Source organism: Marinobacter suaedae (assembly GCF_030519635.1).
Classification (GTDB): domain Bacteria; phylum Pseudomonadota; class Gammaproteobacteria; order Pseudomonadales; family Oleiphilaceae; genus Marinobacter; species Marinobacter suaedae.
The window spans coordinates 178,919-192,444 of sequence record NZ_JAUMIS010000001.1 but is presented as its reverse complement, the minus strand read 5'-3'; the positions used below and the strand labels follow the sequence as shown (position 1 = coordinate 192,444).

The 13,526-nt window shown below is 60.2% G+C and carries 14 protein-coding genes; 9 read left to right on the top strand and 5 right to left on the bottom strand.

The window, feature by feature from the left end; translation table 11 throughout:
• Positions 1-260: 260 nt before the first annotated feature.
• The 9 genes from ccmA to ccmI are packed head-to-tail and all read left to right on the top strand — an operon-like array spanning position 261 to position 7,470.
• Entirely contained in the window at positions 261-887 is a 627-nt protein-coding gene (gene ccmA / locus QVZ43_RS00780) for a cytochrome c biogenesis heme-transporting ATPase CcmA (RefSeq protein WP_223793863.1), read from the top strand.
• Positions 887-1,612, top strand: coding sequence for a heme exporter protein CcmB (ccmB, locus tag QVZ43_RS00775; RefSeq protein WP_302908491.1), 726 nt, complete (start codon positions 887-889; stop codon positions 1,610-1,612). Before ccmA ends, ccmB begins: the two co-directional genes overlap by 1 nt.
• A gap of 34 nt (positions 1,613-1,646) precedes the next feature.
• A complete protein-coding gene (ccmC, locus tag QVZ43_RS00770) occupies positions 1,647-2,390 on the top strand; it encodes a heme ABC transporter permease CcmC (RefSeq protein WP_302908490.1) in 744 nt (247 codons plus the stop codon).
• A gap of 1 nt (position 2,391) precedes the next feature.
• Positions 2,392-2,628, top strand: a complete 237-nt coding sequence (ccmD, locus tag QVZ43_RS00765; RefSeq protein ID WP_302908489.1) for a heme exporter protein CcmD — start codon at positions 2,392-2,394, stop codon at positions 2,626-2,628.
• An 11-nt stretch (positions 2,629-2,639) separates the two neighbouring features.
• Entirely contained in the window at positions 2,640-3,110 is a 471-nt protein-coding gene (gene ccmE, locus QVZ43_RS00760; RefSeq protein ID WP_302908488.1) for a cytochrome c maturation protein CcmE, read from the top strand.
• A gap of 32 nt (positions 3,111-3,142) precedes the next feature.
• On the top strand, positions 3,143-5,143 hold the full coding sequence (locus QVZ43_RS00755; RefSeq protein ID WP_302908487.1) for a heme lyase CcmF/NrfE family subunit: 2,001 nt from the start codon (positions 3,143-3,145) through the stop codon (positions 5,141-5,143).
• Positions 5,140-5,676 carry a DsbE family thiol:disulfide interchange protein gene (locus QVZ43_RS00750; protein WP_223793857.1) on the top strand — a complete coding sequence of 179 codons (537 nt, stop codon included), beginning with the start codon at positions 5,140-5,142 and terminating at the stop codon, positions 5,674-5,676. The genes QVZ43_RS00755 and QVZ43_RS00750 overlap by 4 nt, the downstream gene beginning before the upstream one ends.
• A complete protein-coding gene (locus QVZ43_RS00745) occupies positions 5,676-6,152 on the top strand; it encodes a cytochrome c-type biogenesis protein (protein ID WP_302908486.1) in 477 nt (158 codons plus the stop codon). Before QVZ43_RS00750 ends, QVZ43_RS00745 begins: the two co-directional genes overlap by 1 nt.
• A gap of 49 nt (positions 6,153-6,201) precedes the next feature.
• Positions 6,202-7,470, top strand: a complete 1,269-nt coding sequence (gene ccmI / locus QVZ43_RS00740) for a c-type cytochrome biogenesis protein CcmI (protein WP_302908485.1) — start codon at positions 6,202-6,204, stop codon at positions 7,468-7,470.
• 76 nt (positions 7,471-7,546) lie between these two features.
• Here ccmI and QVZ43_RS00735 read toward each other — a convergent pair whose 3' ends face one another.
• From QVZ43_RS00735 to QVZ43_RS00715, 5 genes are read right to left on the bottom strand one after another with little or no spacing between them, the layout of a single operon-like run.
• A complete protein-coding gene (locus QVZ43_RS00735; protein WP_302908484.1) occupies positions 7,547-9,283 on the bottom strand; it encodes a BatD family protein in 1,737 nt (578 codons plus the stop codon).
• Positions 9,277-11,097, bottom strand: a complete 1,821-nt coding sequence (locus QVZ43_RS00730) for a VWA domain-containing protein (RefSeq protein ID WP_302908483.1) — start codon at positions 11,095-11,097, stop codon at positions 9,277-9,279. Before QVZ43_RS00730 ends, QVZ43_RS00735 begins: the two co-directional genes overlap by 7 nt.
• A complete protein-coding gene (locus tag QVZ43_RS00725) occupies positions 11,090-12,115 on the bottom strand; it encodes a VWA domain-containing protein (protein WP_302908482.1) in 1,026 nt (341 codons plus the stop codon). The genes QVZ43_RS00730 and QVZ43_RS00725 overlap by 8 nt, the downstream gene beginning before the upstream one ends.
• Positions 12,112-12,579 carry a DUF4381 domain-containing protein gene (locus tag QVZ43_RS00720; protein WP_302908481.1) on the bottom strand — a complete coding sequence of 156 codons (468 nt, stop codon included), beginning with the start codon at positions 12,577-12,579 and terminating at the stop codon, positions 12,112-12,114. Before QVZ43_RS00720 ends, QVZ43_RS00725 begins: the two co-directional genes overlap by 4 nt.
• The gene (locus tag QVZ43_RS00715; RefSeq protein WP_302908480.1) at positions 12,576-13,520 is read right to left on the bottom strand and encodes a DUF58 domain-containing protein; all 945 of its coding nucleotides are present in this window, start codon (positions 13,518-13,520) and stop codon (positions 12,576-12,578) included. Before QVZ43_RS00715 ends, QVZ43_RS00720 begins: the two co-directional genes overlap by 4 nt.
• Positions 13,521-13,526 lie beyond the last annotated feature (6 nt).

The window sequence follows — 13,526 nt, the reverse complement described above, 5'->3', positions numbered from 1 at the left end:
AGTGTCTCATTTTTCTCGGTCGTCACTGGTGAACCCTGGCCGGCCGCATGCAGGGATTTTGCCCCAACGACATGAAAGCGCGCTGGGCAGGGGGGGCATTGTTGTCGATTTGTAGTGAGCATGGGTAATACGCATGCGGTTTCGTTATAATACGCTGCGCCGGCAAATAATGCTGTGAATAAGGGCTGCACCCGTGATGTGTCAGCCTGGAATGAATCCGATGCCACCTGTCAGCGCATCGTTTTGTCTACGGGGCCCTGATGTCTGAGCCGTTACTACAGGCTGTCAATCTGCAGTGTGAAAGAGATGAGCGGACGCTGTTCCGTGACTTGTCCTTTTCCATACTGCCCGGGACCGTAACCCGTGTCGAGGGTGACAACGGCTCGGGAAAAACCACCTTGCTGAGAATTCTGGCCGGCCTGAATGATGCGTGGTCCGGTGACCTGCTTTGGCGCGGGCAATCGCGCAACCACTGCCGGGAAGACTACCACCGGAACATGCTGTATCTGGGTCACCGGCCCGGCATCAAAGGGTTACTGTCGCCACTGGAAAACCTGCGTGCCCTGACCGCCGGGCGCCGCCCGCTGCCGGACGATGTCTTGCGTCAGGCCCTGGCTGGCACCGGTCTGCATGGCTACGAAGATGTCCCTTGCCGCAAGCTCTCGGCCGGGCAGCAGCGCCGCGTTGCTCTGGCCAGGCTGCTCATCGCAGACGAACCGCTCTGGCTGCTGGATGAAGTGTTTACCGCCATTGACGCCGATGGCGTGAACGCCATCGAGTCGCTGCTGGCACAGCGGGCGAAGGAAGGCGGAGCCGTGGTGGTGACCACGCACCATCACCTTGAACTTCCGGGTCTGCAGAGCATCCGTTTGGGAGGGGCAGCCTGATGAATGCAGAGGTTCGTCCGGTCATCCGGCCGCAGAGCCAACTGGTCAGCGGTGCCTCGGCCATGAAAGCGGTGTTTGCCCGTGATTTGCGTGTGGCTTTCCGGCAGCGTCAGGATCTTCTGAATCCGTTGCTGTTCTTCGTTATGGTGGTCACCCTGTTTCCACTGGGCGTAAGCCCGGAGGTTGCCTTCCTCAGGGAAGCTGGCGCAGGTATTCTCTGGGTGGCGGCTCTGTTGTCGGTACTGTTGTCTCTTGATCATTTATTCCGGCACGATTTTGACGATGGCACCCTGGAGCAACTCGTGCTGCAACCACAGCCTCTGTTTTTGCTGGTACTGGCGAAAACCCTGGCGCATTGGGTGCTCACCGGGCTGCCGCTGGTGCTGCTGGCACCGGTTCTGGGCGTGATGGTGCATCTGGAGGGGAGCACCATCTGGGTGTTGTGTCTGACGCTGCTGGTGGGAACCCCGGTACTTAGTCTGATCGGGTCTATCGGTGCGGCGTTGACGCTTGGTTTGCGTTCGGCGGGGGTGCTCTTGTCCCTGCTGATTATTCCGCTGTACATTCCAGTGCTTATATTCGGTACCGGCACAGTTGCGGCTGCCGCGGACGGGGCTGCCGTGGGCGGATATCTGGCGCTGCTGGGGGCTTTCCTGGTGTTGGCACTGACATTGGCGCCGTTCGCTGCGTCGGCGGCTCTTAGAATTAGCCTGTCGAACGCATAGGTAAAACGTTTATGAGTAACAGGGTATCCATCTGATGTGGCAGTTTTTCCATAAGCTGGGCTCGCCCAAATGGTTTTTCGGTATCGCCAACCGTCTGATGCCGTGGTTGCTGGCTGCAGCGTTGCTGTTGTTAGCTGCGGGACTGGTCTGGGGCTTGTTCTTTGCGCCCAAGGATTACCTGCAGGGCAACAGTTACCGGATCATTTTTATCCACGTGCCGTCGGCATTCCTCGCCCAGTCCGTCTACATCATGATGGCGGTGGCGGCGGTGGTCACACTGGTGTGGCGTATGAAACTGGCGGATGTCTTTGTCAAGGCAGTGGCGCCGGTGGGCCTACTGCTGACCTTCCTTGCCCTGTTTACCGGGGCGGTCTGGGGCAAGCCGACCTGGGGTACCTGGTGGATCTGGGACGCCAGACTGACCTCCATGCTGATCCTGCTGTTCCTGTATGGCGGAGTCATCGCTCTGGACCGGTCGATCAGCGACGAAAAATCGGCAGCCCGTGCGGTCGCGGTGCTGGTTCTGGTCGGGGTGGTGAATATCCCTATCATCAAATACTCCGTGGAGTGGTGGAATACCCTGCATCAGCCGGCCACCTTCAAATTGACGGAAAAGCCGTCCATGCCGGCGGAAATGTGGGTGCCCCTGTTGCTGTCCGTCCTGGGGCTGTACCTGTTTTTTGGCTGGCTGGCCTGTTTACGTATGAAAACTGAGATTCTGGTGCGGGAACAGCGTACCCGCTGGGTTCGCGAATACATCAGCGCGGGGAGGGCATGACATGGCGTTTGATTCGCTGACGGCCCTGATTCACATGGACGGGCACGGGCCCTACGTCTGGACCTGCTACGGTGTGTTTCTTCTGGTGATGGTGTTCCTGGTGGTATTGTCGGTCCGCAAGCACAATGCGGTGATCCAATCCTGTCGTCGGTCCTATGAATCAGAGGGCGGCAAGCAAACCCGGGATCATAAGCCCGCCGCGACGTTTTCGCGCGTCAATATTTCCCAAGAGCAATGAGCAGGTAGTTAATGCATCCGATTCGTAAAAAAAGGCTGACCATCGTTCTGTTCCTGTTGGCAGGACTGTCCATTGCGGTGGGGCTGACCACCTACGCCCTGCGCCAGAACATCAACCTGTTCTACGATCCGTCCCAGATTGCGGCGGGTGAAGCACCGGTGGACGTTCGTATACGTGCCGGTGGTATGGTCGAGGAGGGTTCTGTCGAGCGTGATACCGAAACCCTGAAAGTGATGTTTCGGGTAACCGACTTCAACGCTTCCGTGCCAGTTGAGTACGAAGGCATTTTGCCGGATCTGTTCGCCGAGGGGCAGGGCGTGGTTGCCATGGGCCGGCTGGACGGAAACGGTCGTTTCGTGGCGGACCAGGTGCTCGCCAAGCACGATGAGAACTACATGCCGCCGGAAGTGGCTGAGGCTTTAAAAAAGGCCGGCAAATCCGCCACCAATACCGGACCGGAAGGCACGGCCACAACTTACTGATTTAATGTATTTACCCTGACTGGAGGGCACTGATGTACCCGGAACTCGGACAGCTCGCACTGATTCTGTCACTGTTGCTGGCAGGGCTTCTGTCAGTCGTGCCCCTGGTAGGTGCCGTCACCGGACGGGATACCCTTCAGGCGTTCGCCCGGCCGCTGGCGTCTGGTGTGTTTGTGTTTGTCGGCCTGGCCTTCGCGGTGCTCACCTACGCCTTCCTGACGGATGACTTCTCGGTCGCCTACGTGGCCAATAACAGCAACAGCCTGCTGCCCTGGTACTTCAAGTTCAGTGCGGTCTGGGGTGGTCACGAAGGGTCGTTGCTGCTGTGGATACTGATGCTGGCGGGCTGGACCCTGGCGGTCGCTATCTTCAGCCGCCGCTTGCCGCCGGTGATGATCTCCCAGGTGCTGTCGGTTCTGGGGATGATCACCGTTGGTTTTCTGCTGTTCATCATCATCACGTCCAATCCATTTGACCGTATCTTGCCGAATGTGCCTGCCGATGGCGCCGACCTGAACCCATTGCTGCAGGACGTTGGCCTGATTATTCACCCGCCCATGCTCTACATGGGGTATGTGGGCTTTTCCGTCGCCTTTGCCTTTGCCATCGCCGCTTTGATCAACGGTCGGCTGGATGCTGCCTGGGCGCGCTGGTCCCGACCCTGGACGACCGTCGCCTGGGCCTTCCTGTCGATCGGGATCGCGCTTGGAAGCTGGTGGGCATACTACGAGCTTGGCTGGGGTGGCTGGTGGTTCTGGGATCCGGTGGAGAATGCCTCGCTTTTGCCCTGGCTGTCAGGCACAGCACTGATGCACTCCCTGGCGGTGACCGAGAAGCGGGGTGTGTTCAAGAGCTGGACGGTTCTGCTGGCCATCGTCACTTTCTCCCTGAGCCTGCTGGGCACCTTCCTGGTCCGCTCTGGTGTACTGACATCCGTTCATGCCTTTGCGTCGGACCCGGAGCGGGGCGTTTTCCTGCTCGGTTTGCTGGCCATTACCGTCATTGCCAGTCTGACGCTCTATGCCTTCCGGGCCCCGGTAGTTCACGTGCGTGCCCGATACGGCGGCTTGTCCCGGGAAGTTTTCCTGCTCCTCAACAACGTGTTGCTGGTTTCCGCTACCCTGCTGGTGGCGATCGGAACCCTGTATCCGCTGGTGCTCGATTACCTGGAACTGGGCAAGCTGTCCATCGGCGAACCGTTCTTCAATCTCACCTTCAGCCCGCTGGCGGTGGCTGCAGGCTTGCTTCTGGGTGCGGGAGTATTTTCTCGGTGGAAAAGAACGGATGGCGGTTGGCTGGGGCGCAAGCTGCTCTGGCCACTGAGCGTGAGCGTGCTGGTGACGGCGGCAACGCTGATGGCCTATGGCGGTTTCAAGCCCTGGGCCTTCGTGGGCGTGTTTACTTCCACCTGGGTGGCCCTGGCGACGTTCTGGGATCTGTGGGATAAATCCTCGTCCCGGAAAGGCCGGCTTCATGGTCTGAAGCGTCAGTCCCGCAGCTATTACGGCATGATTCTCGGCCACCTTGGTCTGGCCATCACCATGGCCGGTGCAACCATTGTGTCCAACTACGGCATCGCCCGGGATGTACGGATGGTGCCCGGGGATGTGGCATCCGTCGGGGATTATCAGTTTGTGTTCCGGGATGTGGGAGAACGGCAGGGACCGAACTTCACTGCCCAGTACGCCGGGTTTGATGTGATACTGGACGGTGAACGGGTAGCCACTCTGTATCCGGAAAAGCGCCAATATTCGGTTGGAATGAGTGTGATGACCGAGGCCGATATCGACGCGGGTCTGTTCCGGGATATATTCGTGGCCATTGGCGAGCGCATCTCCGATCAGGCCTGGGCCATCCGTCTACAGTACAAGCCGCTGGTCCGCTGGTTGTGGCTTGGCTCTCTCTTTATGGCGGCTGGCGGCTTCCTGGCCATTTCTGATCGCCGGTACCGACTGCGCCACAAGGCGGCCGCAACCAAGGAGTCTGGCAAGCCTGCACCCGATTCTGACAAGCCTGCAGGAGTCTATTCATGAGGCGGTTTTTGCTGTTTCTGCCTTTGCTGATCGCGCTGGTGCTTGGTGTGGTTCTTTTTGCCGGCATTGGCAAGGATCCCACCAAGCTTGAATCTGCCCTGGTTGGAAAACCGGTACCGACCTTTGCCCTGCAGGATCTGCACGATTCGCAGCAGCAGCTCGACGAGTCGCTTTTCAAAGGCAAGGTTCAGCTGTTGAATGTGTGGGGCACCTGGTGCCCGGCCTGTCGCGATGAACATGACGACCTCATCTGGCTGGCCCGGGAAAAAGGTGTCTCCATCATTGGCCTTAACTACAAGGACACCCGCACCGAGGCGCTGGCCTGGCTGGAGCGGTTGGGCGACCCCTACAGCGCCAGCATCTATGACCCCAAGGGCACCCTGGGTTTTGACCTCGGCGTTTACGGTGCACCGGAAACCTTCGTTATCGATGCCGCCGGGGTTGTTCGCTACCGTCATGTGGGCGTTGTTGACCAGAACGTCTGGAAAGACGTACTGCTGCCGGTGATCAACGAAGCCAGGGGGAACGGGTAATGCGCCATGTTTTCCTCTCGTTGTTGCTGATGGTGCTGGCCGGTCCTGCGGCCGCGAATGCGGACGTCTACCAGTTTGAATCCCAGCAGGAGGAGCAGCGGTTCCAGGATCTGACCTCGGAACTCCGTTGCCCCAAGTGCCAGAACCAGAATATTGCGGATTCCAACGCACCCATCTCCAAAGACATGCGGGCCGAGGTTTACCGGATGATGAGCGACGGTGCTTCCGATCAGGAAATCGTCGATGCGCTGGTGGCCCGATTTGGCGAGTTTGTTCGCTACAAGCCTGAAGTTGATCAGCGCACCATCTTGCTCTGGGCTACCCCGTCCGTGGCCGTTCTGGGCGGCCTGCTGGTGGTTGTCGGTGTGGTGATCCGCTCCCGCAGGAATGCGGGCAAGGAGGAGCCCATGTCCGCCGAAGAAAAGGCCAGGGCTGAAGAAATTCTGGCAGAGCTGGAACAGAATCGGAACGCCTGATTCCAGCCCTGTTCGTTGTACCCAATACTGAATCTGTGATGAAAACTCCATGACTCAAACCTTCTGGATTGCCGCATCCATCCTCATCATCTTGGCGCTGGCCTTTGTCCTGTATCCGGTGTTGTTCCATCGCCCGAAGGGCAAGGACCGCGGGGATATCAAGCAGCAAAACCTGATGGCCTATCAGGGACGTCTGCAGGAGCTGGACGCGGAATACGAGGCCGGAAACCTGGACGACGAAGGCTACCGTCAGCTTCGGGAAGAACTCGCCGGCACCATGCTGGAGGACATTCCGGAAGACGCCACGACTCGCCCGGTGGTCAGTGGCCGAAAGAGTGCCATTGCAGTCGCGCTGGTGGCCGTTGCGCTGGTGCCGGCAGCATCCTATCTGCTCTACCAGGAGTGGGGGGCGATGGACGAGGTGGAACAGTTCATTGCCATGCAGGAACTCGGGGCCGATGACAGTGCCCGCCATGAACAGATGGCCGGGCTGATTGAACAGCTCCGGGCCAAACTGGAAGCCAGTCCGGACAATCCGGATGGGTGGGCGATGCTGGGACAGAGTTACATGCGCCTGGAACGATACGAGGATGCCGCCTGGGCGTTTCGCAACCTGGCCGATAACGTGGCTGAAGACGATAATTCTCGTTCAGTTGCCTTGGGGCTGGCGGCACAAGCGTTGTTCTTTGATAGCCAGGGAGCCATGACCGAGCAGGTCACCGGCACCATCGAAGCCGCCCGGGCCCTGAATCCGGATGAAGTGAACTCCCTTGGCTTGCTGGGTATTCACGCGTTCAGCCAGCAGAAATACCGCGAGGCTATCGACTACTGGCAGCGCATCGTGACGGTTGCGCCGAATCATCCCCAGCTTGAGTCCATTCAGGGCGGTATTCGCGAGGCCTATAATCGTCTTGGTGAAGAGCCGCCGGCGCCGCAGGTGGCGGACTCGGCAGCAGGACCGTCAGTGACGGTTCGGGTATCGCTGGCGGATACGTTTGCGCAACAAGTGCCGGACGACACCACATTGTTTGTGTTTGCCCGGCGTGTTGACGGTGCCGGTGGTCCGCCACTGGCGATCAAGCGGTTAACCGCTGGCGCATTGCCGGCCGAGATCCGTCTGGATGACAGCAGCGCCATGTCACCGGATGCGACCATCTCCAGTGCTGAGCAGGTTATGGTGGTTGCCCGTCTGAGCCGCTCCGGCAGTGCCATGCCACAACCCGGTGACTGGCAAGGTCGTCTGGATGCTCCGGTTGACGTGCTGGATGGCGAGAGCCAGCCGGTTGAACTGGTGATCAACCAGCAGCTGACGAACTGATCTCAATAGGGTGGAAGACCAGGGGGCGCCGGCACAGGCGGCAATGTCCTGGTCTCCTGCCGGTCTTGGTGCCCCATCATACGGACAGGTTGTCGGGGTAGAGCGGCGGCAGGGAATCAGTCTCTCTGGCGTCATTCAGTTTGCGCTGGCGCAGGCGATTCAGGGCGTCCGCGAGCGTACTGCCGTCCCATCCGCCTGCGTGTGTCTCGCTACCAAAGAGTCGCTCCTGCAAACGCCCCAGTTCTATCTTTACGGTTTCTTCCTGACTCCACGCCACTGCCTCGCTCACCGTCCTGAACTCATGACCGGGGAAACGATGGTTCATCCACTGGATGAACAACTGTGGAGTCTGCTGGGAACCGTCCAGGGATGCCCGAGTCAGCTCGCTGAATAAGGCTTTTTCTGAACCGTCCGTCGGTGTGATGCAGGACGTGTCCGCCCGATCAGGGCGACGGTGTGAGCGCCACCACAGCGCCAGGGTCCCCAGCCAGACCAGCCCGAGCACCAGGCTCAGCCAGGGCCAAAAGCCCGCAGAGCCGACAGGTTCCTGGTCCGGGCCATCCGATGATTCGGTTTCCTGATCAGTAAGTGACGGCTCTTGTTGTGGACTCTGTGGCTCTTGAACAGCCTCGGCTCCGGACCCCGATATGGTCAGGGTACGCGCGGGAATCACTGCGGTGCGCTGGGTGTCTGTGCTGGTATCCCACCAGGGAATGCGGATTTCCGGCAGCGTCAGTTTGCCCGCCCTGACCGGCACCAGGGCGGAGCTCTGCTTCAGAGATGACACCAGCCCCTCCTGTGTTACTTCGGTGGAACGTTCCGGCTGTTCCGGATAGCTCCTGATCCCTTCCGGCGTGACATCAGGAAGCGGGGGCAGGGCCTCGGAAGGCAGCCCCGTCGCTCTCAGTACCAATTCACGGGTCAGGTTGTCGCCAATGTAGATCTCGCCTTTGCCGGACAGGCCGGTTTCTTCCAGCGCGAGGGCACTTGCTGGCAGCCACACATCGCCAGTGAATTCCGCAGGGACATCCTTCACCGGAATGCTGTACAGCTCTTCGCTGTCCCTCAGGAACAGCAACTTTCCTTCTGAATCGCGGGCCTGGCCTTCGAACTGAATGGGTGCCAGTGAGAACTCGCCCGGGCGCTGGGGAAAAATGGCGTAACGTCGTTCTACCACCCGGTACTGCTGGCCATCCCGGTAACGGGCATATTCCCGCTGTTTACCCAGAGGTTCGATGATCGCATTGGGGTGGCGGGGTTCGGACAGGTCACCCCGGATCAGCCGGCCACTGAAAAACAGGCGGACCGTGAAAGTCAGTTGCTCCTGGACATAGAGTTCGGCTTTGTCCGCCGATAATTCAATGAAGCTCACCCGGCCGGAGGTATCCTGGTCGGGCGGGCTGCCGCTGACCACCTCAATGGTAACGGGCTTCGATTTGGAATCCTTGAAGGTCAGGGACGGAATGGTCAGTGCACCGGTGCGCTTGGGGGCAACCTGATAGGTCCAGGTGAGTTCACCCACCATGTCACCGTTGATGGTCTGGATGTTGTAGCGCTGATTGCGACCGAGGATGTCGAAATCATTTTTCAGCTTGTCGATATCGGGAGCGGGGAGATCCGACAGGTCGAAATCAAACAGGTTGCTCAGGTTGACGTCCAGTTTCATCGAACCGGTGACGGTGAGGGTCAGAACCTCGCCCTCGTAGAGCCGCTTCCGATCGGGTTCGACCCGTAATTCCTCGGCATGGGAAGGCAGGCTCACCAAGAGCCCGGCAAACAGCAGAAGCAGCGGTAAAAAAAGCTTCTTTACCATGGTGTATCGCCCTCGTCTGATGGGGTCTGACGTTCCTGATATTGTTGCAGGAATTTGCGTTTCAACAGGCCGCCCGGGTAATCGGGTATTCGTCGAAGCCACTGCTCCTGGCCCTGGGACAGCGGTGTTTCCGAGATGGGGGCTGGCGCTTCCACCTGATCGGCAGACCGGGGGGCGCTGTCCCCGGAATCCGCTGCTCCGGCAGCCGGCTCGGGTTCGGTTTGCTCGCCCTGGGCGCCCGGTTGCTGATTGTTGTTCCGTGCCTGGTCGGTGGTATCCGGTTGCTGTGGCTGATTGCCAGAGCCTTCCCCCTCAGACTGTTCCTGGGGGGATTGTTGCTCGGACTGTGATTGCTGGTCATTGCTCTCGGAAGAACCACCTGAACGATTGTCCTGGCTCTGCTCGGAATCCTGCGGGCCGGATCCGCCTTGCTGATCCTGATCTTGTTGCTGTTGTTGCTCCAGCAGATCCTCGACCAGATCCCGATTGAACCGGGCATCGTCCATCTCGGGCGCCTTGGACAGCGCACTGTCGTATGCCTCGATGGCTTGCTCCAGCTTACCGGCACGGGCCAGGGCGTTGCCCCGGTTATAGTCGGCCCGGGCGCTGTCTGATTGTGCGAAGGCGCGCGCAGCCTGGTCGTAGTTTTCAGACCGGTACAGGGCAGATCCCCGCCATTCGGGTGACGTAAGCTGTCTGGACGCCGCTGATGGATTATCCTTGATGAGTTCCGGTGCCCGCTGATCCTCCCTTTGCCAGAGTTCGTCCCACTCCATTGCGTGAGCGGGCTGCGGTCCCATCGGCAAGGTGGCGAGCAGGAGGACCGCGAAGGCCCCACGGCGCCAACCGATCAGGAACAGCGGCACTGCCAGCCAGAGCAGCCAGTAGCCGTCGTCCTGCCACTGATTGATGGACTCGCCGCTGTCCTCGTCCTGCCAGTCGTCCTGCTTGGATGAGGCGAGGGCGAGGGCATCAATGTCGGTGTTATCGAGTGTCAGCCCATGGCTGCGTCCACCGGTCTGTTCCGCCAGATCCTCCATCCCCTCCGGGTCGGCCCGGGTGATGACAATGTTGCCGTTATCCCGGATGAAGCCTCGCTTGGCCAGTGGAATGGGTCCCCCTTCGCTGGTGCCAACAACCAGCGTGCTCAGGGATACGCCTCCGGCATCCAGTGTCTCTTCGATGGCGGAGAAATAACGGTCGTCCACCGCATCGGCAATCAGCAGGATCCGGCCTTTGCCGGGCGCCCCGTTATCCAGCATGTTTCGGGCCTGGGCGATGGCGAGGTCCGTGCGGTTGCCCGGCGCTGGCATGATCACCGGATCCAGCACGTCGAGCATGGCCTCGATGGTTTTACCGTCGTCGGTTAATGGGGCGACCACATGGGTATCGGCCGAGTACACGATCAGACCGTTCAGGTTGCCCTGTCGTTCGGCAAGGATGTCCCGGATTTTGCGCTTGGCGAGGGTGAGTCGGTTTGGTTCCACATCGGTGGCCAGCATGGACAGTGACAGGTCCAGAACAATGACCAGGCTGTCGCCCTGTTGCTTGAGCGGCGTGGGTGCCTGACGCCAGGCCGGGCCTGCCAGGGCGATGGCCAGCACCACGACCGCCACCGTGACCGGAAGCAGTGGCGAACGTGCTGTCTTTCCGGCTGAGCCCCGATGTCGTATCACTGGTGCCAGCAGGCGTTGGGGAATAATCCGGCTCCAGCCGCTGTCGCCAAGGCTCAGGTGACGCAACACCAGAACCACCAGTGGCAGGCACAGGATCAGCAGCAACCAGGCGGGGCGCAGGAAATGAAAATCAGCCATGAACATTGCCTCCGGTGGCAGCCTGTCTGGACAGGTGCCGGGATCGCATCATCCTGACCAGGAACATACCCAGGCCCAGAAGGCCAGCTAATCCAGCTGGCCAGTAATACAGGTCGGTCACCGGCCGGTAGAACTTGCCCTCCAGCTCAATTGGTTCCAGTTGGTTGATGCTCTCGTAGATCAGTTCCAGCTCCGGCAAGCTTCTTGCGCGGAAGTACTGCCCACCGGTCTGTTCCGCCATGCGAGTCAGCAGGGCTTCGTCCAGATCCCTCGAGGGATTCACCCGTCGGGAACCAAGCAGGCCCCTTTGAACCATGGTGTCGGCTCCGATTCCGATGGTGTACAGGCGGACACTGGCCGCTTCGGCAATTTCAGTGGCTTTGTCTGGTGTGATCTCTCCGGCGGTGTTGGCGCCGTCGGTTAGCAGGATCACAACGCGCTGGTCCTGGGGACGATTACGCAGTCGTTTCACGGCCAGCCCAACCGCATCACCAATGGCAGTTGCACGGCCAGCCATGCCCAGCCCGGCTTCGCTCATCAGTGTGCGCAGGGTTTTCAGATCAAAGGTCAACGGAGCCTGCACGTAGGGTTGTGTGCCAAACAGGATCAGACCCAGACGGTCGCCCTGTCGATTGGCAACGAAGTCATTCAGGACCAGCTTGACCGCCTGCAGACGATTAATGCTGCGCCCCTGAAGGATCATGTCCTGCTCGTCCATGCTGGGAGAGATGTCGACCACCAGCATCAGGTCGCGTCCGGAAACCGGCTGCTGGACCTGCTCTCCCACGTGCTGGGGGCGGGCCAGTGCCAGCACCAGCAGAAGCCAGGCGAGTAACAGCAATGCCCTTTGCCAGAGTGGCGTGGCTGTCCCGCTCAGGCTGACGCCCGGCAGGTCCGATAACCAGTGGCCAACGGGTAGCACAGGCGCATCAACCGTCTGGGTGGTGGGCTTGCGCCATCGCACCAACAACGGCAACAGGGCAAGCACCAGAAGCCAGGGATAGGCAAAACTGATCATGATTGTTTCCTCAGCCATCGCCGGGCAAATTCAAGCGCCTGGTGAGGGTCTCCGGCAGTGTCCGGTCGCCAGGTAGCGTGCACCATGGCTTCAACCACCGGACGGGAAGCAATGCGTTCCCCCGGAGCTTTATCCAGCAAAAAAGCAATCCAGGCTTCACCGGACAGGGCCTCCGGATGCAGGTCCGGATAACGCTGCCGTGCGGCACGTTTGAGTAGACTGTTTAGCTGGCTGAACCACTGGGCGTCTGGCACCTGGTTCTTTTCCAGTTCGGCCATCTCGGCACTGGCCTGGCGACGCCAGGCATTTTTTTGCCGATGACGGCGAACCAGCCAGAACCCCGCGATCACCAGAATCACCAGTAGCAGAGCCAGCGCCCACCAACCAGGTGCCGGTGGCCAGAAGCCGCCGGTTTCCGGAAGGTGAATGTCCCGAAGTTCGCTGAGGGGATCCTGTGGCGTCATCCGATCCGGCCTCCGGGGCCAAGCAGGGTTTTCAGGATACTGGCGGGGTCGTCCCCGGTGGAGAACAGGGCTGTTGCCACCTGGGATTTTCGGAAGCAGTCTTGCAGTGTCGCCTCGTGCTCGGCCACCTTTTGGTGCCAGGCCTCCTGAAAGCGATGATTGCCGGCGTCGAACCAGACCGGCCCCTGGGGGCCAGCGACCGCGAAGCGACCGTGGTCTGGCAACTGTTGCTCCAGGGGATCGACTATGCGCAGGGCATTGACGGCATTGTGCCGGGCCAGTACGCCCAGGTGGGTCGCGGTGTCTGGAGACACTGACAGGAAATCACTGATGACAAAGATCCGGCTGCCGGTGTGTGCAACCCGGCGCGCTTCCATCAAGGCGTCGTTCAGGGAGTTACCAGGCCGTGCGGAAGTCGGTTCGTCCGGTTCTTCGTTCGGACTGTGTTGTTGCTCGGCGAGGGTGTCCAGAAGGCGAAGTACCGATTTTTTCCGGCGGGCAGGGCGCTGAACACTCAATGTTTTGCCATTGAATACGATGCCACCCACCTGATCGCCGGACCACAAGGCCAGCCAGGCAAGCAGGCCGGTAACCTGCGCGGCACGCACCTGTTTGTAGGCACCCGTGCTGGCAAAAAACAGGGTGGGGCCAAGATCGCAGATCAGAATGATCGGGCGTTCCCGTTCCTCTTCATAGAGCTTGGTGTGGGGAGCCTGGCGCCGGGCGGTCACCCGCCAGTCGATACTGCGAATGTCGTCACCGGGCTGATATTGCCGGACTTCCGCAAAGGCCATGCCCCGGCCGCGCTGTGGCGAGCGCTGCATGCCTGCCTGGCGCGCACGGGCGGGCTTTGCCGAGGGCAGTTTCAGTGCCCGGGCGTCCGCCTGTAGTCGAATCAGGTCGGGCAGGCTGATGTGAGTTACTGCATCAATGGTAGCCATGGTGGC